We start from the raw sequence: 26,240 nt of genomic DNA, 5'->3' as shown, positions 1-26,240 counted from the left end.
AACTCAATTACTTGCTCTGTCGTAAATAAAGACAACCCACTTACAGCAAATTAACGATTAAACGAACCACAAGAGATTGTTGGAAAGTCTTGCTTTGCAAGACTTTCCAACAATCTCTTGTTTTTAGTTTGATCGCAAAGAGATGTAACTTAGAGGATTAAGGATTATCTCTATTATCTTTATCTCTATTATGCAGCGATTAAGAGTATTACTCCTGATCAATTCGTAATGAACTATAGCACCACTTATTCACGACCAAGACAGTAGCAACATCTATTCCTTATTAATATTTCCAGACCTTACCCATCCTTCTTCTTTTGTACTTTCGTTTCTGACATATACCCATTCACGATCTGGGGTTTCTCTAATTACAGCAACTTTGGTATTAAAGTCTGCACCACCAACATTACGCGCCGACTGATTGGGGTCAGATCGAAATACTAGACCAATACTGGCATTGACCTTACCTTGATACTTAGCCTCATTCTCCTTAGGCTTAGCTTTAACCGTTGGCTGAGGTATTGGCTGCACCTTGATAGCAGCGATCGGCGATTTTGGTGCAGGTACAGCTTTGAGATCGTTAGCAAAAACAGGTCTTTGCGGACTTTTTCGGTAAGGCAAAATGATGTAATACCAGCCAACCGTTACTATTGAGGCAATTAGTCCCAGACTAAACGCTAAACTTACACTAGATTTTGCCGTTTCTGGAAATCTCATTATCAAATCACTAGCTAACCAAAATGGATGATTGGTTGAATAGATTACCTTAAGTTCTCCAAATTTAACAGAGATTTTTTAACTAGAAAAAACAGAGGGAATGCTAAGCATTCCCTCTGTTTTTTAAATTACAGTTTCTAAGCTAATTACCCCATCATTACTAACCCATGAAATCTGAGAAATACCACGCGATCGCGCATGGTCTCGGACAGCATCCTCATCTCGAAATTCTAACTCTAGCTCGATCGCGTCAATATTGGGATCTTGACGTAAAAGTGCAGCATGGGCAAAGGCTGCTTGCATTGCATCGGCAGTTTTAGCAACTACTAGGCAGTTAGAGGTGCTAAGAGTCTGAGGTAGCCGCGATTGTAGAGCTTGCTGTAAGTCCTCAAGATTAAGGCAAAAGCCAATGCTGGGGTAGCTAACATTTTGCGGATGGTAAACCCCAAGGAGGTGATCATAGCGTCCACCTTGAGCCACCACATAATTATTACAAGCGACTTCAAAAACGATGCCTGTGTAATAGTCAAAGGTTTGCATGAAGCTAAGATCAAGAATCAGGCGATCGCTTGAAGCTAGCCCTGTACTTTCCCAGAGATCAATTAATGACTTGAGATAGTTAATTTCGCCTGTTAATCCAGAAGTCCATGTACTGCTCGACAAGCGGCTCAGCACATCCTTGGGCTTACCACGCAGGTCAATCAGTTCGAGAGCATAACCCTTGACATCATCGGGCAAGTCCATCTCTTGTAGCGCAATGCGATCAAGACTGGCTAGACATTGCCGTACTTTGGCTTGATATTTCTCTGGCAATAAGTCTAGCAATGCACCCGTCAGTCTGGCATCACCGAGAATAATTTGCCATTCTTGCAGTTCTACGCGATCAAGGCTTTCAGCCAAGAGCAGCAAGATCTCCCCATCGGCAAGTAATCCCGATGCACCCAACAATTCCACGCCTGCCTGAAAGGATTCCTCGGAAGTGTTATTGGCTCTGCGCCGAAATACATTGGCGTTGTAATAGAGGCGCTGTGGACAGGTTGCCACATTCTGCCCCAAACGAGCGGCATAGGCTCTGGCGATCGAGGCAGTAAATTCGGGGCGCAATCCTAAAATATCAATGCTGCTGCTATGCACCTGAATCACAGATTTAGGATCAACTGCTCCACCTGCGGTCAGCGATCGCAGATGTTCGACAGTGGGCGTAATGATGCGTTGATAGCCCCACGACTGAAAAACTTGTTGAATGCGGCTCTCGATCCAACTCTTTTGAGCAACGTCTAGGGGAAGTAAGTCTTTTGCGCCAGTTGGCAGTTGATGCACCATACAATTCTCTCAGTCTTCGTCTTTTATCGTACCGTGAATCCTCACCGATATTAGGCGATCGCCTTTTACAAAACACAAAATGGCTAACCATTCCAAGAATTAGGGGTGCGGCGCTTTGCTCTGCACCCCTAATTCCAAAACCCAAAATGGCTACGCCATTTTGGGTTTTTAAGACCTTAAACACGGTCTTACCGAATTTCCAATCGGTGCGCGGTCTATGGAAATTATCCAAGGTTCAGGTATTTTCATTACTTTTACAACCAAGAGGGCGATACTTTCATAGTTCACTTCAAAGTCTCGGAAAAACCTCTGCAATCTCTTAATAGTACGATTCGACTTTAGCTTTGCCGCTAAATCCTGTGGCGATTTTCGCTAGATTTACTGTCTTTACTCGCATTAGCGCGATTAAAAATATGGACACAAATGCTAGTCTTGCTGCATTCCATTGCAGATGTTGCTGTAAATTTTTCGCGAAATAGGTTAATCTCTTCCATAGGGGGGGTACGAGTGATGTGGCTATCTTTTATAAGACCCCTTTCTATCTACTTTTGCAACTTTTTGTCCTGTACTAAGCATGAAGACAATTAATTTGAATATCGATCTGAAATCTGGCTTCAATTTTAAGGTTCCAGTTAAAGCTATTGTCTTTACCTTCCTAGCAATCGCTACTTTTATTGCAGTAGTATTCCAAACACCGCAAAGCCTCTATTCCCAAACCGTTCCTGCTGACTTAATCAATAGGTACAATCTTGCTGTTGCAGATGCCAAGGTAGCAGAACTAAATGAAGTTTCCCAAAACTTAGTGGCAATTACTAAAGACAATCCATTCTTGATTTGGCAAAACAAGACCGCACCTAAGGACAAAATATTGGTCGCTACTTGGACAAGTTTTACGGGTTACGACAATCAGATTGGTCAATCCATTACGACAACTCGCCAAACATGGGTAACTGTAGCTCCTGAATTGCAGAATTTTTGCAAGGAGAAATTAAAAGATGTGCCTAATCAAAGCGATCGCATTCTGCGGTTAGAGCAACTCCTCGGACTACCTCCGCAAAATGGCAAAACCCGTTTTGTAGAGTTGTGGGTCAATCCTGACAATCTATTTCGCCCCAGTGCTGATTCCGAGGTTACGGATCGCAATGCCTTTGGTGAATTTACCCAGATACCTGTATCCCCTGACACAAGTATCAAACTCTCACATCTCCAGTGGTTTGAGAATTTAAAATCCCAGTCCTATAACGCTACGGGAGGCTATCCTTGGACAAGAATGGGCTATACCTATGATTGGGGAAATCCTAATAATGAAGTAGGTCTAAGCGAATTTGTGATTAACACTGGTGCAGCTATCGAGGTCAAGTCTGTACAGACAACTGATAAATATTGCCTATCATAAAAAGCAAAAAGCCGCGCTTTGCGCGGCTTTTTGGTAATTCTTGAGAGGACTAGACGTTAACTTCAGCAGGTTTAACTTGAGCTAGTAAACCAGTCAGGAATTCACCCTCGATAACTTCTGTTTCTAAGAGCTTCTCAGAGATCGACTCTAGCAAATCACGATTCGCATTGAGAATCGCTAGCGCCTTCGCATGGGCATTTTCGACGATGGTTTTGATTTCCTTGTCGATCGCTTCCGAAGTAGCAGGGCTGACATTGCGTGCCATCTCCATGCCACCGAGGAATTGATTTTGTTGCTTTTGGTAAGCAAGAGGTCCCAAAACTTCGCTCATACCGTAGCTAGTCACCATCTTGTCTGCGAGATCCGTAGCGCGTTGGAGATCATTCGATGCGCCTGTAGTAATACTACCGAAGATGATTTCTTCTGCCGATCTCCCGCCGAGGAGAGTGGCGATTTGGGCTTCGATTTCTTCTTTGCTCATCAAGAAGCGATCTTCCGTTGGTAATTGGAGGGTATAGCCGAGAGCTGCCATGCCGCGAGGAACAATTGAGATTTTCTCAACCTTGCCGCTTCCGGGGTTCAATGCACCAACTAGAGCATGACCAACTTCATGATAGGCAACAATCCGCTTCTCGTTCTCATTGAGCACACGACTCTTCTTTTCTAGACCAGCAACTACACGTTCGACCGCTTCGGCAAAGTCTTCAAGGAGAACTGTTTCGCGTCCAGCACGAGCCGCAAGCAGAGCCGCTTCGTTAACGAGGTTAGCAAGGTCAGCACCTGCAAAACCAGAAGTGCGAGTAGCGATCGTCTCTAGGTCAACACTCTTATCGAGAGTGACTTTGGCTGCGTGGATTTTGAGAATTGCTAAGCGTCCGCTCTTGTCAGGGCGATCGACTAAGACTTGGCGATCGAAACGACCTGGACGTAACAATGCTTGGTCAAGGGTTTCAGGTCGGTTAGTTGCCGCAAGAACAATCACCGTAGTTCCATCAACACCGAAACCATCCATTTCCGTGAGCAATTGGTTAAGAGTTTGCTCGCGTTCATCGTTACCGCCATACATACCGCCACTAGAACGTGCCTTACCGATCGCATCAAGTTCATCGATAAAGATGATACAAGGCGATTGTTTCTTTGCTTGCTCAAACAAGTCACGGACACGGGAAGAACCAACACCGACAAAGAGTTCCACAAATTCAGAACCAGAGATACTGAAGAAGGGAACACCTGCTTCACCAGCAACAGCTTTTGCAAGCAGAGTTTTACCAGTACCAGGAGGGCCAACTAGCAATACGCCTTTAGGAATCTTTGCACCAATTTTGGTGTATTTCTCAGGAGTCTTGAGGAACTGCACAATTTCTTGAAGTTCTTGTTTGGCTTCATCGACACCAGCGACATCGGCAAACATGGTTTTAGTGGCTTCGCCTTCAACATAGACCTTTGCCTTGCTCTTACCAATTTGCAAGCCACCAGGTGCGCCACCGCCACCGTTACGGCTGAACAGTTGGAAGATCCCGACAAAAATTAAGGGGGGAATGACCCAGCTAAGTAATGTCCCGAACCAGCCCGATTTCTGTACAGGTGCGGCGGCAAATTCGACCCCACTCTTTTCAAGGCGTTCAGGCAAATTCAAGTCAAAAATTGGGGTGGTCGAAATCACATCACCAGGGATGTCAGGAGTAACGCCCTTTAGCTGATAGGTAATCTGATCTTGTCCAATATATACCCTTGCTACATGTCCTTCTTCGATTTCATGGACAAACAGGCTATAGGGAACTCGCGCCATTGGCGGCGCAAATAAGTTTGGTAAAAAGATGTTTATTATGAGCAATCCTGAACCGATCAGCAATAGGACATTGCCAATCAGTCTTGCACGCGATCGCTTGGGGTCTTCTTTTTTAACAGCCATTTTTTTATATTTTACGATTTGTTGCTAAAGCCATTATAGAAATGATGGTTTATTGGCGCTAGACAACAAACGTAGGGATAGCCGCCTGTGTCGCTAGGAAGAGAACAAGTAAAAGGCGGTGCGATGCGTCATCTTTTGCTTATTCTTGGGTAGGCGATAATAAAGGTAACGTAAACGAAAATGTGCTGCCTTTACCGAGAATACTTTCAGCCCAAATTTTGCCTTCATGTTGTTCAATGATCTTGCGGCAGATGGTTAGTCCTAGTCCCGTTCCCCCCTTACGCCTTGAATCTGATGAGTCTACTTGCTGGAATCTTTCAAAAATACTTTCTAGTTTGTCTGACGGAATTCCTTGTCCTTCATCTTGAACTGAAAATAACACTTCGGTATCAGATTTCCGATCAGCAGTTAACCAAACTGTACCATCGGTTGACGAGAATTTGATGGCATTGCTGAGGAGATTAGTAAGGGCTTGAACAATGTAATCAGAATCAACTAAAATCTCGATATCAATAGGCTTAGCAGCCAAGGTTACCCCCTGCTGTTGAGCCATTGGTTGCATAGATTCCGTTGCTTGAATGATCAAAGCAGCAACATTACAGACCTGCTTTTCCATTTTCACTTCCCCTGACTCAATCCGCTGCAAGTCAAGAACATTATTTACTAGACGTACCAAGCGTTCTGTATTGTCATCAGCAATCTCTAGCATTTGCTTTCCATCCCTAGACAGGCTTCCTAAACGACCTGTTGCCAAAATTTTCAAGGCACTATGCAGAGATGTTAAGGGAGTCCGTAATTCATGACTGACTACAGCAATGAATTCATCTTTCATGCGTTCGATCGCTTTGCGATCGCTGATATCACTAGTTAGCGCAAAGAACCCAATGACTTTGTTTTGTTCATCAAGGTGAGGGATATAGGTAACGTTCACCGAGCAGGGTAGTCCATCCTTTAAGGTGATCTCATTTTCGTAGGTAACTGCTTGTCCTAATAACGCTAACTTCACATAGACTTGCATTCGTTCATAACATTCAGAACCCCAAACGGTTTGGATATTACTGCCATAAATATCGGCTGGCGACTGTCCTAGCCAATCCTCATAGGCTTTATTGTTAAAACGATAGCGCTGATGTTCATCAACATAGGCAATCAGAACTGGTAACGCATTGGTAATCAATCGCAACTGTTCTTCACTGCGACGTAGAGCAGCTTCCGCTAACATCCGATCATTGATTTCTTGCTGAAGACTGCGGTTGACTTCTTGTAACTCGGCAGTACGGACTTCCACAATTTCTTCGAGATGTTCTAATAATTGAGCTTGTGCTAAAGCAATGCTGATCTGATCGGCAAGTTGTTGCATTAGCTCAAGCTCAAAATCAACCCAATGATGAGGGCGATCGCAGTGGTGGGCAATCACTAGACCCCATAGCTGATTGGGAGCAATAGCTTCATTTTGTTGATGGGAATTGAGGTTTTGGAGAATTGGCACAATCAACTTCGCTTTGATATTGAACTGATTAGTAAATTCAATTAAGCATTGGGATAAGCCAGCTTTAGGATCGTGGACATCGGCGATCGCCCTCACCCGTCCCTTAGCATAAAGCCCTTGATATTCCGTAGGAAAAACTTCTTCGGGAAACGCCAAATCGAGAAGAGCTGGGTAGTCTGGCAAAACTGCTTCACTAATAGCTCTTCCTGTGCCATCGGGTAGAACTTGGTAAATGAGGACGCGATCGGCTTGTAAAATGCGCTGTACTTCTGTGACGGTTGCCCGCAAAATCTCCTTAAACTGTAACGATTGGCGAATTTTCAGCGTAACTTCTGCAAACAACTTCACCCATTGCCTTTGTCGCCATAACGCATCTTGCTCATGATTTGTAACTGCAACAGATTCTTGGTCTACAAGTGGCTGAGTTGCTTGACGAGGATTAGAACGCTTGCGTTTAGACATTTTTAAGAGTTAAGAATTCAATGCTAATTGGGGAAAATACGTAAACGCCGATTTGGTTCGGAGCCATAGCTCTCTGATCGGAGTTGATAATGCTCCACTAATTCATGCTGCATCCGTCGAATGATCGATGAACGTGGTAATAACTCTACAGGTTGACCTTTAGGAATCACAATCTGCTCCACGGCAAGACGAGTTTCTTCGAGGGCTTCAATTTCATCCTCAGAGTCGCCATAGGCAAACATATTCAAGTCACTAATTGTATCCGCAGGACTTTCATCGATGTGTAAAATCCGCCGCAGAGCGCGAGTAATTTGAGGAAGGGTACTAGTTTTGATCGCGTGAATGGGAATCTGACGGGCTTCAGCAACTTGGCGCACTTTGGAACTGGTACGAATCTGCGATCGCAGCGCCAACACAATATCCGCTTCATCAAGATCCTTAGTGATTTCAATTGGTAAATTAATCGATTGCACCACCTGCTCAGTTTGATGGCGACTAACCCCATAGAGATAAACATTCAACGTACCGAAACGCTCGCGCATCGCCCCATAGGAAGAAAGATCGCCAAATTCCTCTTCCTCTTCTTCGCTAGAATCATTTAATTCTGCTATAGCAGTATTACTAATCTTGCTAGTCAAATCAGCAATTTCAGAACGCATTTGCACCTGTGGATCGAGGGGAATCGGCTTGATTTTACCTGTAGCTCGCCAACCTTTGACCGCAGGATTTCGCATCACTTCAGGATTTTTGGGCTTCTCTTCAGTGGTAGTTACTTCGCCTGCATCACTGACCGCCCGAATCTGACGACCAGGATCGCGATCGCGCAGGAGCATATCAATGGTTCCCGCGACATCTGCATGGACTGCCCAACGGTAACGCTCCCACATTTCCACCGCAATATCAAAAGTGGGTTGCGCCTTGCGTTCAAGGATACTCTTTTGGGGTAAGCCACGCCGCCGCATTTCTTCATCACCAAGGGTGACGGACTGAATGCCACCAATTAAGTCTGAGAGCGTAGGATTTTTGATTAAATTGGCAAGTTGATTACCATGCGCCGTACCAACAAGTTGCACACCACGCTCAGCGATCGTTCTCGCCGCTAATGCTTCAAGTTCTGTACCAATTTCATCGATGACGATCACTTCAGGCATGTGGTTTTCCACTGCCTCGATCATTACTTGGTGCTGCAATTCAGGTTGAGAGACTTGCATTCGACGCGCCCGACCGATCGCAGGGTGGGGAATATCACCATCGCCAGCAATTTCATTGGAGGAGTCAATAATTACCACGCGCTTATTCAGGTCATCGGCAAGCACACGGGCAATCTCGCGCAGGGCAGTCGTTTTGCCCATCCCTGGTTTGCCTAATAATAAAATCGATTTACCTGTTTCCACTAAGTCACGAATCATGGCGATCGTGCCATAGACAGCGCGACCAACGCGACAGGTTAGCCCGATGATTTCGCCTTTGCGGTTGCGGATGGCACTGATGCGGTGCAAGGTGCGCTCGATGCCTGCGCGATTGTCACCACCAAATTCACCGACTTGATGCACACAGAGGGCTAAATCTTCTTTGGTAATTGGGTCATCAGTTAAATATTTAGTACTGTCAAAATAACGCGCTTCTGGCAACCTACCTAGATCCATCACAATTTCGACAAGTTGTTCTAACCCGCCGCAGAGTTCGAGGCTACTTTTGATGCGTGGTGGCAGAATATCGAGAAGTTGATCGAGGTTGTCTGTAACTTGCTTGCGGATGGAGTCCATTAGGCTTTTTCAGGTTTTACAGTTAGGTTTTTATTTGTTAAAGACCTGGATATCTCCAGACTTTTACAGATTTTTTATTGGGGATACTAGTTCTTGGGCGATCGCTACCGCTTGCCAGAGTAGACAAGTTGGCATAGACCCATTGTAATCATTACCAAACTCGATTGCCTAATAATCGTCCACGCTGAGTACAGTGTCATACAAGCCAACCCGCTCACCTTCATGCTTATTAAATCCCACATATTCCAAACTGGCATCTTCGTAACGTTTAAATTTGTAAACCGCATCATTCATCAAGGCGCTATTGAATACCCCCAGACTTACCAATAATTCAAAGTCTCTAACAATTAATCCTGTTACTTTTTTAAATAATGCTGGTTCAAGTTGAGTGATTACATCACGGAGGCTTCTTTCGCGGTAATCGGTGAGATACATAAATACAGGGATGCGAGTCGCAAATTTAATTAATTTTTCCTGAATTTGTTTACGCATACTCTTGTACTCCTTTTCCGCCTCGGTGAGTTCTTTCTTTTCTTCTTTGGTTAAGTCCCTCTCATTAGCTTCTTTTTTCGCTTTTTTGACTGCATCGGATTTATTTATGATCGTTTCAATGTCTTGATTGAGGTTACGGAAACCTTCGATATTTTCGAGGGCTTGCATTGCTTCTTGATTTTTCATCAAGCGCTCCAAAGTATTGTTATCGACATTCACCAATAAGGCGCTTTCCCAACGTCTGGCTAGTAATGTTGCCGTTGTGCCACTCATCGCCATGTCGAGAATCCCTGCGGCATCGACTTGTTTCATAGAGCTACCGTCGTAGGCAAGCACAGGCAAGAAATGAATAAATTCTTCGACTTTTTTCTCAGGGTTGGATTCATCGACATTTAAGCGGCAACTGTAATCGGCTATTTGTCGGAGGGCGCGATCGGGGGCAAAGTCAAAAACGTAGCATTCTTGTTTGATGATTTCTTCTTGATTGGGAGAATTATGATCAGGATTTTTGATTGTCCAAGGTGTTTGGACTCGAAAGGCGGCTTGGAAGTAGGTTTCAGGACTAGAGGAATTTCGCAGCATAAAAATCCCTGTCCAAGGCTTGACGGATACGCCTGTGGTAAGTTTGCCGCAGGAAAGGGTGATGGTTTTAGTTCTTAGTGGGTTATCCATTGCTTGTAAAACAGGTGGTAAGGCTTCTACACCTATCCCTGCACTAATTCCTGCGGCGACAATAATTTTGTAATCGTGATAGAACTTATTTTGCTTTTGAGCTAACAGGTTTCGCATGGCGTGGCAAGAGGCAACGGTGGGCAGAAACCAGAATGTATGGGAGAGAATGTTTAGCAATCTAGTATCGGAATAGGGCATGGGTGGCTTCTTGGCACCGAGTTTGAGATTGTCGATCGCTGTTTCCAAATGGTTTCCCCTAATCAAATCAAGCCATTTTTGGACTTCGTTCTCATAGGTAAATTTAGCTTTTTTATCGTTGCCTGTAGCTGAGAAAAATACATTCAAATCAAATTCGTTAAACTCCCCTTTCATCGCAATCTCGCGGATCGAGTCGGGTAACTGATAGGTGAGCATCACCATACGCGGCAAGGCAGCATAGGGATTATTTTCTCCTGATCCCTGAGAAGCAAATAACTCCTTCGCTCTTTGCTCATCGGAATATGTCCAGTTATAGATCTGTTCTTCGATAAATTCACCAGAGGCGATCGCCCGAAATGGTGTCCCTGATAAATATAAATAGGCGTTAGTGGTAATCGGGATAATGCTTTCATCGAAATAATCGATGCCCTCACCTTCACCAAATTCTAGTTCTTTCTTACCTTCCGCTTCAAAAAGTTCCTTGGCATTGTCGCGCCATGCGCCGTAATGGTACTCATCAAATATGACACAATCCCAATTGGTTAAATGCACCCATTCATTTTTGGCTTTGATGCCTCCTGCGCTATTTTTACCGAGATAATCCTGAAATGAGCCGAAGCAAACCAAGGGTTTATTTTTGTCGGCATTCTCAAACTCTAATCCATTGCGTGAGATAAATTGCCAGCCTGTGAAGTCAATATGCGATTCTAAATCCTCTTGCCATGCGCTTTGGACTGCGGGTTTAAAGGTGAGAACGAGAATTTTTGTCCAACCCATTTTTTTTGCGAGTTGATAAGTGGCAAAGGTTTTGCCGAAGCGCATTTTGGCATTCCATAGGAAGTGCGGCGTTTTGTCGGGATTCTCTTGTTTGAAACTGCTGAAATAGGCGATCGCTTTATCCACTGCCGCCTGTTGTTCAGGACGCATCCCAAAATCAAGAGTACGATTTTCGACATTTTCTGCACCATTTTTAATGGCGACTATGGCAGCTTTGACATCTTTAGCGGTGCATTGAAACCATTCGCCATCAGGATTTTTAAAGCCTTGTTTCCTAAGATAGCGGTGTACGTCATGGTCACTAAAGGCGCTACCATTTTTATGAATTGCGTCATAAACTGCGGATTCTTCGAGCAGTATTTTGTAAGGTGCTTCCCCTGGGCGAATAACGGGATATTGTTCGGCTACACGAGTTTTCGCGTCTCTAGTGGTATAGCCAATTTTGAGGAGTCCTTTGTATTGGGGATGGGTGTCTTTGTAGGCGTAAATTGTGGGCTTAATTTCGGGTCTAGGTGGGAAGAATTCGTTATTCATATAGGCTTTTTCTAAAAATATTCGTTGATTTTTTTTGCTATTTCTTCGCGATCTGGAAGTAATTCTTGATATTGCTTTGGTAATTTGGCGCTAGTGTTGTAAGTGGCTACGCCTATAGGCATATTGCTGGATTTGAGTGAGTATTCGACAACGGTACGATCTTTTTCTTTGCAAATAATAATCCCGATCGCATCATTTTCATGGTCTAGTTTGATGGTGTCATTGAGTACGGTGAGATAAAATTCCATCTTGCCTTTATATTCGGGTATAAATTCACCGATTTTTAGCTCGATCGCTACGAGGCATTGCAATTGCCGATGATAAAGCAGCAAATCAATAAAGTATTCTTTTTCGCCAACTTGTAATTTATATTGGTTTCCAATAAAGGCGAATTGATGTCCAATTTCTAATAAAAAATTACGCACATTTTGAACTAAAGCGTTTTCTAATTGGCTTTCGCTATGTTCTTCGGCAAGGTTAAGAAAATCAAAGGTGTATTCGTCTTTGACTGCGAGGTGGGCTTGATTTTTGATGTTTTCTGGTAATGTCTGCTCAAAGTTGGTTTGATTGAGTAAATATTTTTCGTAGGTTTTATTTTCAATCTGATGAATTAAGACGTTTTTTGTCCAGCCGAATTTTTTTGTGGCTAGTATGTAAAACTGACGCTCTAGGCTGTCTTTACATTTATTAAGTATGACAATATGTTTTGTCCAACTAATTTCTCCAACCAATGGCTGGAGATTTTCAGCGCTGTGATATTCACTGTAAAACTGTGCCATGAGCCATAGGTTTGTAGTCGAGAATCCACTCATTTTTGGAAACTCTTTCTGCAATTCTTTAGAAAGTGTTGGCACGATCGCTTTACCCCAGCTTTCAGATTGTTTCTCAGATATCGCTTTGCCTAGCTCCCAATATAGGTTAATCAATTGCACGTTTACAGCTTTGAGGGCTTCATATTGAGCTTGATGTACTTTTTGCTTAATTTCAATAATAAATAATTGCTGTATGTTCTCGATTTCCATTAATTATTTGTCCTCCGCTTTTGTAGTATGGTTATTTACCTTGATTAAATAGATTATTTTGCGCGATCGCCTTATGCAACTTATCTAGCAGGATTTCTCTGGATGGTAAAATTGTAAAGTATTCGGCTAATTAATTGTCTCTACAGTGTCGAGACAATTTCTAATTCTCCTTTTTGCTATTAGGTGATGTTGATAATATTTTTCTTTGTTCTTCCATGATAATTTGTTTTAACTGGTCTTCGTCAGGGAGATTAATCAAATATTTAGATACAAAAATCTGCTGTGATAAACCTGTTGTGGCATATCTGACTAAACTTTCATTTTTATTGGCACAAAGAATAATTCCAACTGGAGGGTTATCACCTTCATTCTTTTCGTTTTCGTTGTAATAATTTAAATAAACATTCATTTGTCCTGCATCAGCATGATTAAAGTCGCCTAATTTCAAGTCAATTAGTATATTGCACCGCAAAATTCGATGATAAAAAACTAGATCAATGTAATAGTGAGTGTTATCAAACGTGATACGTTTTTGTCGTGACTCAAAACAAAACCCTTTTCCTAGTTCTAATAAAAAGATTTGTAAATGATTAATAATTGCTTGCTCTAATTCTAGTTCGGTATATTCATGTTCTTCTTTTAATTCTAAAAACTCTAATATATAAGGATCTCGAAATACATCTTCTGGTAAGAGTTTTTCTTGTTGGTTATATTTTTCTATTATTCCTAGTTTGTCTTTACTTAATCCAGTTCTTTCATAGAGCATACTGTTTATTGCTCGTTTTAGTTCTCTGACTGACCAGTTGTTGCTAATGCTTTGCCATTCATAGAAATTTCTTTGTGTGGGATCAGATAATTTAATTAGTTCTACAAAGTGAGTAAAACTTAGTTGATTGATGAGTTTTTCAATTTCAATCATGCTTTTATCATCAGTTTTATTCATTTTTGTTACTGCTGACTCTAAGCTGTTTAACTGTTTAAAATTAATAAGATAAGATTTTGCGATCGCTGACCGCAATATGTTGGGATAAGCTAGATAAAAGTCTTTGCAAAGATATAAATGTCTTTCTCTAATTTGCAAAACTCCTATTGTTTTCAATCTTTTTTCTATTTCTTTGTATAGTCTAGTACCATATTCAGCCCTATCAGATCCATTAAGTTCGTATTCAACAATATAAAAGCCAAATAACCAATTACGCAAAGTTAATCCAATATTTACTTGTTTTTGGACTTGCTGTTTAAAGAATGACTGCGTATCACTAATAAGATTAATTAAAATATCTAGTTTTTTCATAAATGAGATTTCCAGATTTACATATTATTTTTCTAATTTTTAAGGATTATCTAACTCCATAGGACGAATCATCGACTCAATAAATGCAATTTCTTCCGCAGTTAATCCATATTTTTTATAAAGCTTCTCATCTGTCCAAGATTCTGAAAAGTCCTGAATTGGAACAAAGGTATAAACTTTTTGTCGAGCTTCTTGTGTATTCTTTTTTAGTAATACAAGGAACCGAAATAGACGAGTTCTAATGTAACTAATTACATTATGAGCTTCAGTTTCAGTTGAATATGTTCCTAGCACTATATATGTTTCTGAACAACATGAGTTGGGTTTTCCAATAATGGGAACATTCAAAATTTGATGCGGAAATGTCTCACCCGCTCCATAGGCTTTCGATATATATACTTTGTAATCTTCAATCCATCCCAAATTCTTTTTTATTTGCGATTTGTCAATGTACCCAATTCCTTCTTTTTGCCATCCATAATAATAAAAAAGAACTGCATCATGAAAAGGTTGTTTTTTATACTTTGGACTTACTCTTTTATAGCTTCCCTCAACTCTTACATCAAAGCCAAATGGGTCGTTAGCACTGACTATATCTGCAAAGCTTTTTTCTTTTAATTTTTGAACTTTCCCCAATATTGATATAGCATCGTTGTACCTAATAAATGTTTCTGCTCCCTTTTCAAGTAAATCTCTCTCAGCAATAGATACAACTGCATTACTCGTGTGTGTATTTACTTTGCATTTTCCATTATGATTTCTATCCCATAGGAAATAACATACACCGCCTTTTATTTCAACGCCCGGGAAACAATCTGAAGCAATGGGGAAATCGTGTATTTCTTTAATTCGGTTATCCCTTAACATCTCTGCTCTAAATTCGTCTACTCCGCGACCACCAGTAAACCAGCGTGCGGGTATGATCATTGATAGATAAGTAGGATTCAGCTTTTTTGCTTGCTGGACAAATTTGTGATACAGAGGAGTGGCGCTTGCTTTTGCACCGCCATCGCTTAACTGATAAGGAGGATTACCGACAATAACATCAAACTTCATATTCTTAAAAAAACAACTAGGATCATCAGCATGGATAAATTGATAAGCATAAGACTCTAGCGCATCGCCGCGCTCATACACCTCCTGACTCGCGCCGCAAAACCCACACTTGCCACCGCGCCAATCATGCTCCACACGCGCATAAACAATATTACCCTGCTCATCCTCAAAATCCGAACATACCGAATACCTCCCATTCGCCACCTTTGAGCAGTACACACTCCGCCTCGACAATAACCCCGTCAACTCCGTAATCGCTAGCCCAAAAAGCTGATACTTATAAATATGATTAGCCCGTTCCTGCAAATCTGGAAACACAGGCTCCAACCCCACAATCAACCGCTTCGCCATCTCCCTGAGAAACACCCCCGACTTGCACACAGGATCAAGAAACCTCGCATCAGGATTTGACCATAAATCCACAGGCAACAAATCCAAAATCTGATTCACCAAACTCGGCGGCGTAAACACCTCATCATTGCTCAAGTTCGCCAAACAAGTTAACACATCAGGATTGTAATTACTTTTGAGCATAATCCCCTACCCTCAAAAAATGCACCACAGGAAAATCTTGAATCGGAGTCGGGATAAACACATCCTCACCCGTATCCGCAAACAAAGGCAACTCCATCATGCTCTCATGGTGCAATAACTCCTTAAAACTAAAATCGCGCCGCTTGATCATGCTGCCATTTACAGGCGACCATTCCGAAAAAATGATCGGCTCAGGACGATCTCCCACCGTTTTTAAAGTCAACGCATCGCCATGAATAATATTACGGCTGAGAATATAACGTACCGCCTCTCGACATTGATCATTGGCTAAATCTGCAAAAAGCTCACTATATTTTTGATTAAATATGTTGAATAGGCGATCGCGACATTCCTGAACATTGTCCTCTAAAATATCAATCCCGTAGATTGAAGAAATCGCCAAAACTGCATTCCGTTCATACTCTAGCTGCACCTTGCCATAACGCATCTTTACAACTTGCAGCTTACGCTCTAAAACCTCCGCCAGAAAATTCCCCGTTCCACAGGCTGGCTCCAAAAATCTCGACTCAATTCGTTCTGTTTCCTGCTTCACCAAATCCAGCATCGCCTTCACCTCACGCTGATTGGTAAACACTTCACCATGATCAGTCACTCTCTGTTTCGAGATTACCTGTTTTTCCAAAGCTTCCATACCCATATTTTTGTATTGTCGATAACTTACTTCCAAAAAGTCTCTCTCTGGGAGAGGGATTTAGGGTGAAGGCGTTTTGATTTGCGAAACTAATTGACGGGCGATCGCGACAGCTTGCCAGAGTAAACAAGGACGATCTTCAAGGCGATCGGGGATGTCTTCTCCCAGACCTTCCAGAAAATCAATCACGATTTTACGAGCATAGCTGCCATAGGCAACACCAGCCGCGGGGATGTTTGCTTGGCGCAGTTTGGGGACAGTACTTGCATTTGTACCACCAGCCAGTTGCACAAAGCCGAGGGGTAATTTAAAGTCCAGAACCTTCTGCCCTAGTTGCAGTGCTGCACGAGTTGCACCATCACCAATATCACCGCTCATCGGTCTGCCATCGGTTTGCCAGATCAGCGATCGCGGTTGGGGATTCATCCCTTCGAGTAAAGACATCAGATAATTCCGCAAATCTTCGCAATCTGGGAAGCTTACAGCTACTAACTTGAGCTTAGGGATAATCGGACTCAAGCGCTGCCAAAATGCGGCAAATTCTTTAGTGCGATTGGGCTGAGTATGAATTTCGATCGCATTAACTGACTGGTTAAGTACTTCATCAAAAATATCTTCAGGGACATAAACCTGTTCGCGGGTATGAATAATCTGCACTGGACATAGCGGCAAGCAACGACCGCACCCATAACAAAGATTTGGCATGATCCCATTGTAATCATTACTAAACTTTATTGCAGTGGTGGGGCATACTTTTTCGCAAGGTCGGCTGCAATCACTTGGACAAAGCTCAGGATCAAAAAAAGCTTTCCGAAAATGGGGGTCTTCGCCATCATTAAAGCTGACCATCACTAAAGGGGCGATCGCCTTTGGGTCTAACTCTAGTGCGGCGGCGATGCCTTCCCTTGCGGCGGCGATCGTGGCAGGATCGGGAGCCATATCAATGCAATCAGCGCCAGCCAATGTATAAATTAGCGCCAGATGACGAATTGAGGGTAAATGTTGATAACTTGCACCACAAATGAGCTTAAACCACTGGTGCGATCGGAGAGCTTCAAGTTCCATAGTTTCAGTGCTATTTACTCAAGGTCATTAGCACGCTGAAAAACCTCGTAGTTGGGGATATTTTCGATTGTAACCGCGATCGGGCTTTGCTTTTCGCAACCCAGAAGATGAACATCTTCTGGGTTGCGTTCTATATGCACAACTATGAACGCTTTTTGCGATAATGCAATACATAAAGCGTGAGTTGAGATTATGGCTATTTTTGCTGCTGTTCAAACCCCTGAAAAAGTCAAAGATACCGTCAAAGAGGTAGTACGCAAGCCTTACCCGAAATATAAGGTCATTGTGTTGAACGATGATTTCAATACCTTTGAGCATGTTTCTGAATGCCTGATGAAATATATTCCAAACATGACTGAGGAAATGGCTTGGGAGTTGACCAATCAAGTGCATTTTGAGGGCTTAGCGATCGTTTGGGTAGGACCAATGGAGCAAGCTGAGCTTTATCACGCTCAACTGAAACAATCTGGCTTAACGATGGCTCCTCTGGAAGCTGAGTAAAAGTTTTAATGGAAGAAGTACCACTATGAACTCTACAAATCCATTCATTTAGATTTAGAGGTTATGAACCATGAAATTCATCTATAAAAAAAATTTGAAATCACATGCAGTATCCACTAATCCTACGACTCTAAACTTGCAAACTCGACCGTTCGCGCCTCATCATCTAGACACGTCTCAAGACGACAATACAGGCATTTCTAGTCCTACCTATACTAAAAGGAATTCATCAGAAAACCTATTAGACAAATTAATTTCCTCATCAAATTCAGAACCATCTACTAAACCAATTCAAAGCAAGCCTTATACAAGACTTGCGGCAGTTCGTGCTCAGAGAATGGGTACAGCGATCCAAGCTAAGCTCAACATTGGAGCGCCAAACGATAAATATGAAAAAGAGGCAGATGCCACAGCCATAAAAGTTGTTAAACAAATTAATACACCATCACAGGAAAAATCTGTCCAAAGACAAGAATTGATAGAAGATGAAGATCAACTTCAGATGAAGCCTGAAATCTCTTCAATCCAAAGGCAAGAGTCTATAGAGGAAGAGAAAGAAGATTTGCAAATGAAGTCTCTCGTCCAAAGACGTGAAAACATTGCTATTGGAGATGCTTCTCAAGATCTTGAATCCTCTATTCAACGGGCAAAGGGAAGTGGACAGCCCTTAGATCCTAACCTGCAAACAAAAATGGGTCAGGTGATGGGCTCTGATTTTAGTAGGGTGAAGATTCATACTGATGCTCAGTCAGATCAATTAAATCAATCAATTCAAGCAAAGGCTTTTACTACTGGTCAAGATGTTTTCTTCAGCCAAGGGGCTTACAATCCCAAGAGCAAAGCAGGTCAAGAGTTGATTGCTCACGAACTCACTCATGTTGTTCAGCAAGATAGTAATCAATCAATCCAAAGGAAAATTGACTTTAAGCCTGAAAAACTATCAGGTATGGTATCCACAAAAGCCAAAATTGCTTCAACTTTTACAGCAGATGGCTTGAGTACTTTGCAAAGAATTAAGTTGGTTTTAAAGGAATATTCAAAAATCAATGATCCCAAAGTTGAAGCAAATATGCTTGCTTTTTTGAAGTCACAGTCAGAGCTTTGGTTAGCACAGCACAAATATACAAAAACAAAGAAAGGTCGGCAGAAAACGGCTCTTATTGACGAGTTGCTACAGTCGGTAATCGCTGAACAGGCATCAATAGCGAGAGCCGAAAACTATAATCAGGATCTTAAGGACAATAAGTTTCAGTTTCTAACGCCAGGCTCAAAAGATTACAGAGCTACGGACGATCAATCCCAGCATCCAGCCGCTGATCTTGCGAAAAAATACGGACTACTAGAAGGGGAGATGAGAGCGATTCGGATGTATGCAGGTAATGAGTATATTTATATAAACCCGATCATTGCCGACAATGATGCTTGGCTCAATAGTCAACTTTCTAAGTATTTAGACATGCATCGTGATTATGATACTAATGAAATGCCTGAGAAGTTTAGGGATAAAAATACATTTGATCAATTTAGTAATGATGAGCAGGCACGCTTTAAGGAAGAAGCGCATATGCACGCAGATGTGGCTGTCTCAGGTTTAAAGAAATTACCAAATATCGTGAAGCAATGTTTTAGAGGATTGGGATTGTCGGAGGCAGAATTTAGGGCGCAATATGAAGACAAGGTGGGGCAAACTATTAATTTCCCCAGCTTTTCAAGTACATCAAGGGATATACTTACTGCGAAGGGATTTGCAGAAGCTAACTCTAGGGCGCAGGGAAGAGTGGGGATTTTATTAAAAATGAATGTTAAGTTTGGCAAGGATATTAATAAGATTTCTGGTGCGGGCGAATCTGAGGTTTTGCTTTTACCTAATGCCCAGTTTAAGATTGATACCATTGAGGACTCTGCTGATGGTTATAAGGAGGTTGTGGTGACTCAAGTGGCTTAGGTTTTAATCGCTTTTCGAGCTTCCCATTTCTATGAATACACGTAACCCATAATCATTACTAGCCATGACTTTAGATATTATTAGCAATACTTTCAAAGAATATTTTGCACCATTCGGAAATATAGAGTTACCTAATCCTATTCCTCCCAAGGGAAACATTAATCAAGGGAGAACGGGATGGCAAATCACCTATGTATTAAATGAAGATGATCATCATCAGGTTTGTCTTGATTTTTTGGCAAGTCATCCTGAAGCGGGTATAACCCATGTCAGGATTGATAGCGATGGGAAATATAGTTATTTGGATACCTATCGTGAAAGTTATACCTTTGATCCAAATATTGAAGGCGACAAGGAAAGAGCAGAAAAAGAATTTTTAGAGTATAATCGTAAAATTGGTGATGAATTGAAAGCTAGGGGATTTTAAGAATTTTACGTTACTAAGTAGCTAGGCATAAATAAATTAAAAACCGAAAAGATTGTTCCGCCCGCTACGCGGGCGGAACAATCTCTGGTTTTAGGTTTTAATATGCTCATCTACTTACTTTTTAGCCAGTGGCGTAAAGATTAGGGGAGGAGACGATCGCGCTACAATGGTCAGTATGGTGAATCCATTCAAAAATATCCATGGCAAATTCTTCATTTCCCAATGTGACCGCTCTTGCTGAAGCCGCTTTGCTCGAAAGACAATCGCTGCCACCTGAATTGTTGGAAGCAGAGACAGTCCGTCCTAGCTATGATGGCTTGGGACTGGCGAATGTGCCCGCCTTAGCGATGCATTGGCTGGGGATCGATAAGATGCCAGATTCTATCACTGCGTTGCCTCCATTCAATCCATTGCTGTTAGAGAATCCAGCCGTGACCGAGGCATGGGAATCTTGGCAAAAGCAGGATGAAATCAACCATGTAGTTCTATTGATCATGGATGCCTTTGGTTATGATCAACTCCAAACTGTAATGGCAGACGGTGATGCTCCTGGACTAGCGATCGCCTGCAGGAGTCCCCAAGCTTTTTTCATTCCTGCGACTTCGGTCTTTCCAAGCACCACTGCCACTGCTCTCACCAGCGCCGCCACTGCCCACGCTCCTGCTCAACATGGCATTATGGGGACAAAAGCTTATGTCCAAGAAGTGGGAAGCATTGTCAATTTTCTACGGTGGACACCAGGTTTATCTCCTAATTCGGCTATCTATCCAGATTCACAACTCAATCCAGAGACGTTTGTCCCCGTCCCAAATTTATACTTGACCTTGGAGGATGCTGGGGTCGATGTGGGGATTGTCAACTGGCGCAACTTTCGAGGAACTAGCGTCAGCAGATTCACCACAGGCGGAGCGCAAGCGGGTAAACAAGGGTATGTTGATTATCTGACAGCAAGCGATGGATTTGTTCAGCTTCGAGATCGTCTGCTCAGTCTTCAAGAGAAAAGCCTTCAAGAGAAAACTAAGAGTTTTACACACCTCTATATTCCGAATTTAGACAGTGCAGCCCATCGGTATGGTCCTCTCAGTGATTGTTACCGAGCAGAGGTTGCAACGCTAGATTTTGCGTTGAAGCGGGAGTTGTTCGAGCCATTGCGAGGGCGATCAGACATTGTGTTATTACTGGTCGCCGATCACGGACAACGGACGATCGCTCCAGATAAAGTGCTGTGGTTGAATCACCATCCTGAGTTAACGAAATGCCTATGCGCTCCCGCTACGGGTGAGTCGCAAGCTCGATTTTTGCACGTTAGATCGGGTCAAGAAGAATCAGCGATCGCCTATATTCAGACTCATTTGAGAGATCGGTTTTTAGCAATTCCCAAAGATAAAGCAATCCATCTTGGATTATTTGGATTACCCGAACAGCCACCTACTGAGGAAATTGGCGATCGCATAGGAGATTTGATTTTAATTCCCAAAAATGGCTGGTCTTGTTTTCAGCATGTGGGAGAGACGAAACCAGAGGATTGTCAAACCACACTCTTAGGTATTCATGGCGGTGTGACCCGTGCTGAAATGCTGATTCCGTTCTTAGCCTATCGATTTTAAATTGCTCACAATACCTATTCTCTCAGTGCTTTTATTGCTAGTTGGCACGTTAAAGATGAGCATTACAGAAAAAGTGCTTATACCAAATCACAAAATGGCGTAGCCATTTTGTGATTTTAAAACCCTTACTGAGTTTGGTTTTTAATTCCCGAAAGTGTAGCCACACTTTCGGGAATTGGTATTATTTATCTATGCGATCTCTTGTCCAAAAATTGAAGGTGATCGCCTCCAGTTCATTTAAGCGCGATCGCTTAATTATTATTTATCTTTGCGATCACCAATAACTTCATCATCGCGTTCGTTCTGAAGATGAGTATACAAATGCTAGTTCTGGTTCTGATGCTAGAGGTACTATGATCTAGATTCGCCTGACTCGCTCTCAGTTTTCTGCTTCCAGAACTGCATGGATTTAGTGATCTCTTCCAGAGTTTTGATGGGTATACCTTCTTTAAAAGAATAGACTTGGTTGAGTTCTAGCGGTTCTTCTTTCTGCACCAGTAGCCCTTCGATTCCTTCGCCATATTTACAGTTGATGTTACCTGTGATAGAGCAAGACCCAACTGACAAGTTGACAATTTTTCCACTTTGAATACCAATTTCACCTGCCTTGACAACAATTTCCAAATTAATCGGAAACTTGAACTCTTCTAGTTCAATTGTTTTACCAAAAACGTCTACGACAGGCTTAAACGAAGGTTCATACTCTGCTTTGATGGTTTGCTCTAACATTAACACAACCTTGAAAAGCTTTTCTGGTGAGTATTTTTCCGCATCTAGGTATTCTTGCAGAGCCTTGTATTTACTCCACGCTTCCGCCAAGATATCTTTGGGAATATCGATCGCAATGAGTTCATCTAGCTTTTTTAAGACGAATAGAAAGACCGTTTCGTAAAACTCGTTGTTAAAGGTGTCAGGGAGGACTTTGACCGTTTTAGCCTCTTGTTGAAGACTAGTTTTGACCTGTTTAAATGTTTCATTGTTGGTCACGGTTGATAGGGAAGATCGAAAAAATTCTGCAAGCGTTGGACGAGCAGATGATTGGTCATGGTCAGCAATGGACTGCATAGTAGATGTCTCGGTAGTGGGATGTTGTGTAGTATCCATGGTAAGTACTTATTGGGTAGCGTTTTGTTTAGAATCTGTCTCACTCAAAACCATTAGTTCACTTACGGCAAGTTTAGTCGTAAGTTGAATACTAACGTTGGGCATAGAGCTAAAAAGCGGTACTGAGTTAGTCACCAACTGTTTCGCTTCGGGTTTAAAGGGTTGGAGTCGGATGTGACTTTCTGAAATGGATGTATCCAAAGGTTGGTCTAGAATCACCGCTTGCTCACTAATTCGCATGTAGGGTGTAGTTTTCAAGTACACATTCACCTTGGGGGGCAGCCTCTTGGGGCGCAGCCCTCGATAAACTAACACGCCACCGATACCTACTACCCCTACTGCTACTAATATCCACCAAGGCGATGTTTGTGGAGATGTTGCTTCTGGAGTCTGCGTTGGAGTTGGATTTAGCGTTGGAGTTGGATTTAGCGTTGGAGTTGGATTTAGCGTTGGAGTTGGAGTTGGAGTCTGCGTTGGAGCTGGATTTAGAGTTGGAGTTGGAGTTGGAGTTGGAGTTGGTTCTGGAGTTGGAGTTGGTTCTGGAGTTGGAGTTGGCTCTGGAGTTGGAGTTGGCTCTGGAGTTGGAGTTGGCTCTGGAGTTGGAGTTGGCTCTGGAGTTGGAGTTGGCTCTGGAGTTGGAGTTGGCTCTGGAGTTGGAGTTGGCTCTGGAGTTGGAGTTGGCTCTGGAGTTGGATTTAGAGTTGGAGTTGGCTCTGGGTCTGGAGTTTCCTCTGGGTCTGGAGTTTCCTCTGTAGTGAGGTCTTGGGATGAAACCTGAGCTAAAAGGTCAAGTGTATCAGCCCTGACTGTTACCTGAGCTACAATTATTGGCTCTAGACAGATTGCTAAACAGAAACCTATCGCTACCCTAGCAATTTTTTGTCTAGACATAAAATTTCTTACTGCACTACTCTAGCTATGCATTCTGTAGAATACTATAAAGCATGAAGATTAATATAGATTTGACGAGCGTACTAAGATCAGTCAGTCAGCTTAACTTAGCCACTCTAGTTCGTCTATCAATTAAACACTAAAATCTCTACTATTGTCCGCTCCAATGAAGTGTTACGCCCTGATCGCTTAATGATTATTTGTCTTTTGGTCGAGACGCATCCTAAAAGCGATCGCCAATCACTTCTCTGGATTCAAGTGCTGCACAAAAGCTGTTGAGGCTATTTAATAAGGCATTGTAGTATGAATAAGCATCATCACGTTCTTTCTGAAGATGGGCATACAAAGCTAGTTCTGGCTCTGATGCTAGAGGCTGTTTTGGAATGTCTAAGCCTGCTGACGTTAAGCGTATGGATGCGATCGCAATTAATAGTGACCCGATGGTATTATTTTTGCCTTGATAAAGATCTTCCAGTCCAAGTAAGATTAAATCCGATCCTGGTAATTCATTTAGCTCCATTATTTCTCTCTCTCTGATGTCCTTTCACAATGCTCAATGAATTTTTCAATTCTATTTCTCAGGAGATCGGGATTAAGAGAAGGAAATCGGATTAACTCAGGTGAGATCGCTTCAAAACAATCACGTAGTTTATCTAAAGAAAATAACTTCTGTTCATACATGGCTAGAACATCATCAATGTCGCGGTTATATCCTCTAGATATTTTAGAAAGTGCTTGGGCTGTGAAGTCATAATGATAAAATGAGATTTCACCGTATCTTCCAATAAAAACACTTCTATCACGCCATCCTGGAAGTGGTGGTAAGAAGTCCTGTGGAGAGGCTAGTTCAATATTGATGTCTAATTCTTGTTTGAGCTTGGCGATCGCTTGAAAAATTCCTAGAGGTTCAGGATCTAGACGAATATCAATATCCACTGTAGAACTACGCCAACCAATGAGTAAGGCACTAGCGCCACCAGTAAAGTAGATGCAGCCAGAACCACGGGCTTCTCTACCTAATGCTTTCATAAGTTGTTCGATCTTTTGAGGATCGACATTTGAGCGCATAATTTGACATCAGTACAATTTAGCATCTCTAATTTAGCAGATTGTGCTGGCTCAGGGGCGATCGCATATCCAAAAATTGAAGGCGATCGCTACCAGTGTATTTAAGCGCGATCGCTTAATAATTATTTGTCTTTGCGATGGGACGCATCTTGAGACGAATCGCCGATAACTTCTCGAAACTCAACAACGAAGCCAACCATTTGCACTTGCCTATTCTCAGATGAAAATAGATAACTTTAACGGGCGTATCGCTTCGATATAACATTCCTGCTGAGCGGATGCAAGTGACCTCTGCAACATATCTCGGCAGTCCGCTCCAGCAGGGTTGCTAGCCTGTGGCAGCTACTACTGGAGACTGCTAGCAAACCAACTTTAGTTTTTTGATTCCTTATCCGTTTTTATTGCAATTTGGCGACCATCCTCTACTTGAACATCATAAAATTGAAACTTCATTTTTTCTTGATCAGTTTCAAACAAACAAGTCATTCTCTGACCGATAAACCCCTCTTCCTTGCTGTGCTTATAAATTTCTATCTTGTCAAAGGGAACTGTATTCATCTCAATTCTTGCCTCGCCAGAAAACTCTATGTTTTCCAAAGGGACTTTAAAATTGTCAAATTCTATGAACATCAGTCCAGTTATTTCGAGGTCAGGAGGACAAGTGATATGAATCGATTTAGATGTTCCAGGAGCTATATTTTTATAAATCGCATTTTTATCATCAAAGCAAAGGTTTTGAAACAACTCTCTTGGAAGTAGACGAGCATCTATTTTCTCAAAAGATATGAGTATCTCGTCTGGATTAGACGGCATATTTTCTACAATATTGTCAATATAGTGCTGCTCGAATCCTCTATTGAGTAAGTTCACTTTGCAATTATTAAAAATACCTGTTCTATTCAGGAAAGTTACAGCATTACATAGCCAGCTTTCTGGCGTTTCTACTTGGTTGACCGTTCTTAATTCGATATTTCCCTCCTCTGCCCAGAGTTTTGCCCCAGGAGAAAAATCTGTTGTTGAGACAGCAATGACACGATCTAATTGGTGCAAAAATTTCCGCCCAATGAGTTGTTCTATCCAGCTTCCAGAGACAGCACCTTGAGAAGGACGATCACGGCATTCAATCAGCCACTTGTGATCACCTAGATCTGATGAAAAAGTGATAAATATATCAAATTCAGCTACTTGAACACCTTGATCATCGTAAAAACGTTTATTGACTTCTACGGTTTTCCCAGAGCTTGCCACAATTTTCTCAATTTCAGCAACAAGCTCCTCAAGTTTTTTTCCGTCCTTTCTTAGCATTTTTGAAATTTTGCTAGTCGTACTAATACTT

The 26,240-nt window shown here is 42.2% G+C and carries 21 protein-coding genes and 1 pseudogene; 5 read left to right on the top strand and 17 right to left on the bottom strand.

What is annotated here, in order from left to right:
• Positions 1–273: 273 nt before the first annotated feature.
• The 3 genes and pseudogenes from ABM313_RS20285 to ABM313_RS20275 form a co-directional block, all read right to left on the bottom strand.
• Complete coding sequence (locus ABM313_RS20285) at positions 274–717, bottom strand: SH3 domain-containing protein (RefSeq protein WP_434684968.1); 444 nt, start codon at positions 715–717, stop codon at positions 274–276.
• Between the two features lie 123 nt (positions 718–840).
• The gene (locus ABM313_RS20280) at positions 841–2,040 is read right to left on the bottom strand and encodes an ATP phosphoribosyltransferase regulatory subunit (protein WP_434684967.1); all 1,200 of its coding nucleotides are present in this window, start codon (positions 2,038–2,040) and stop codon (positions 841–843) included.
• Between the two features lie 169 nt (positions 2,041–2,209).
• Positions 2,210–2,534: pseudogene (locus ABM313_RS20275) on the bottom strand (IS4 family transposase); the annotation flags it as partial.
• Positions 2,535–2,614: 80 nt separating this feature from the next.
• Between ABM313_RS20275 and ABM313_RS20270 the strand changes: the two are divergent.
• The gene (locus tag ABM313_RS20270) at positions 2,615–3,436 is read left to right on the top strand and encodes a hypothetical protein (protein WP_434684966.1); all 822 of its coding nucleotides are present in this window, start codon (positions 2,615–2,617) and stop codon (positions 3,434–3,436) included.
• A 49-nt stretch (positions 3,437–3,485) separates the two neighbouring features.
• On the opposite strand, the gene ftsH is transcribed toward ABM313_RS20270, so the two are convergent.
• The 9 genes from ftsH to ABM313_RS20225 form a co-directional block, all read right to left on the bottom strand.
• On the bottom strand, positions 3,486–5,348 hold the full coding sequence (gene ftsH, locus ABM313_RS20265) for an ATP-dependent zinc metalloprotease FtsH (protein ID WP_434684965.1): 1,863 nt from the start codon (positions 5,346–5,348) through the stop codon (positions 3,486–3,488).
• 139 nt (positions 5,349–5,487) lie between these two features.
• Positions 5,488–7,299 carry an ATP-binding protein gene (locus tag ABM313_RS20260; RefSeq protein ID WP_434684964.1) on the bottom strand — a complete coding sequence of 604 codons (1,812 nt, stop codon included), beginning with the start codon at positions 7,297–7,299 and terminating at the stop codon, positions 5,488–5,490.
• Positions 7,300–7,322: 23 nt separating this feature from the next.
• Positions 7,323–9,065, bottom strand: a complete 1,743-nt coding sequence (locus ABM313_RS20255) for a R3H domain-containing nucleic acid-binding protein (protein ID WP_434684963.1) — start codon at positions 9,063–9,065, stop codon at positions 7,323–7,325.
• A gap of 168 nt (positions 9,066–9,233) precedes the next feature.
• Positions 9,234–11,738: a GIY-YIG nuclease family protein gene (locus ABM313_RS20250; RefSeq protein ID WP_434684962.1), complete on the bottom strand. Its 2,505-nt coding sequence runs from the start codon at positions 11,736–11,738 to the stop codon at positions 9,234–9,236.
• Between the two features lie 11 nt (positions 11,739–11,749).
• Positions 11,750–12,760: a PDDEXK nuclease domain-containing protein gene (locus ABM313_RS20245; protein WP_434684961.1), complete on the bottom strand. Its 1,011-nt coding sequence runs from the start codon at positions 12,758–12,760 to the stop codon at positions 11,750–11,752.
• 160 nt (positions 12,761–12,920) lie between these two features.
• Positions 12,921–14,054: a PDDEXK nuclease domain-containing protein gene (locus tag ABM313_RS20240; protein ID WP_434684960.1), complete on the bottom strand. Its 1,134-nt coding sequence runs from the start codon at positions 14,052–14,054 to the stop codon at positions 12,921–12,923.
• Between the two features lie 39 nt (positions 14,055–14,093).
• A complete protein-coding gene (locus ABM313_RS20235) occupies positions 14,094–15,560 on the bottom strand; it encodes an Eco57I restriction-modification methylase domain-containing protein (protein WP_434684959.1) in 1,467 nt (488 codons plus the stop codon).
• Positions 15,561–15,630: 70 nt separating this feature from the next.
• Positions 15,631–16,296, bottom strand: coding sequence for an SAM-dependent DNA methyltransferase (locus ABM313_RS20230; protein WP_434688537.1), 666 nt, complete (start codon positions 16,294–16,296; stop codon positions 15,631–15,633).
• Positions 16,297–16,356: 60 nt separating this feature from the next.
• Complete coding sequence (locus tag ABM313_RS20225) at positions 16,357–17,361, bottom strand: LdpA C-terminal domain-containing domain (RefSeq protein ID WP_434684958.1); 1,005 nt, start codon at positions 17,359–17,361, stop codon at positions 16,357–16,359.
• 192 nt (positions 17,362–17,553) lie between these two features.
• On the opposite strand from ABM313_RS20225, the gene clpS reads away from it, so the two are divergent.
• The 4 genes from clpS (at position 17,554) to ABM313_RS20205 (ending at position 21,841) form a co-directional block, all read left to right on the top strand.
• On the top strand, positions 17,554–17,862 hold the full coding sequence (clpS, locus tag ABM313_RS20220; protein ID WP_434684957.1) for an ATP-dependent Clp protease adapter ClpS: 309 nt from the start codon (positions 17,554–17,556) through the stop codon (positions 17,860–17,862).
• A gap of 70 nt (positions 17,863–17,932) precedes the next feature.
• On the top strand, positions 17,933–19,807 hold the full coding sequence (locus ABM313_RS20215; RefSeq protein WP_434684956.1) for an eCIS core domain-containing protein: 1,875 nt from the start codon (positions 17,933–17,935) through the stop codon (positions 19,805–19,807).
• A gap of 64 nt (positions 19,808–19,871) precedes the next feature.
• Positions 19,872–20,234: a hypothetical protein gene (locus tag ABM313_RS20210; protein WP_434684955.1), complete on the top strand. Its 363-nt coding sequence runs from the start codon at positions 19,872–19,874 to the stop codon at positions 20,232–20,234.
• A gap of 200 nt (positions 20,235–20,434) precedes the next feature.
• A complete protein-coding gene (locus ABM313_RS20205; RefSeq protein WP_434684954.1) occupies positions 20,435–21,841 on the top strand; it encodes an alkaline phosphatase family protein in 1,407 nt (468 codons plus the stop codon).
• A gap of 351 nt (positions 21,842–22,192) precedes the next feature.
• Here the strand turns inward: ABM313_RS20205 and ABM313_RS20200 are convergent, their stop codons facing one another.
• The 5 genes from ABM313_RS20200 to ABM313_RS20180 form a co-directional block, all read right to left on the bottom strand.
• Positions 22,193–22,945, bottom strand: a complete 753-nt coding sequence (locus ABM313_RS20200; RefSeq protein ID WP_434684953.1) for a hypothetical protein — start codon at positions 22,943–22,945, stop codon at positions 22,193–22,195.
• 9 nt (positions 22,946–22,954) lie between these two features.
• Positions 22,955–23,836, bottom strand: a complete 882-nt coding sequence (locus ABM313_RS20195; RefSeq protein ID WP_434684952.1) for a hypothetical protein — start codon at positions 23,834–23,836, stop codon at positions 22,955–22,957.
• A gap of 223 nt (positions 23,837–24,059) precedes the next feature.
• A complete protein-coding gene (locus ABM313_RS20190) occupies positions 24,060–24,356 on the bottom strand; it encodes a hypothetical protein (protein WP_434684951.1) in 297 nt (98 codons plus the stop codon).
• Positions 24,356–24,904 (bottom strand): DUF6036 family nucleotidyltransferase, encoded by a 549-nt coding sequence (locus tag ABM313_RS20185; protein WP_434684950.1) that lies wholly within the window; start codon positions 24,902–24,904, stop codon positions 24,356–24,358. The genes ABM313_RS20190 and ABM313_RS20185 overlap by 1 nt, the downstream gene beginning before the upstream one ends.
• A gap of 372 nt (positions 24,905–25,276) precedes the next feature.
• Positions 25,277–26,209 (bottom strand): restriction endonuclease, encoded by a 933-nt coding sequence (locus ABM313_RS20180; protein ID WP_434684949.1) that lies wholly within the window; start codon positions 26,207–26,209, stop codon positions 25,277–25,279.
• Positions 26,210–26,240 lie beyond the last annotated feature (31 nt).

The organism is Pseudanabaena minima str. Chao 2107 (genome assembly GCF_051131155.1).
GTDB lineage: Bacteria > Cyanobacteriota > Cyanobacteriia > Pseudanabaenales > Pseudanabaenaceae > Pseudanabaena > Pseudanabaena minima.
The sequence above is the reverse complement of the archived record's forward strand: the minus strand, read 5'-3'. Positions and strand labels throughout refer to the sequence as shown.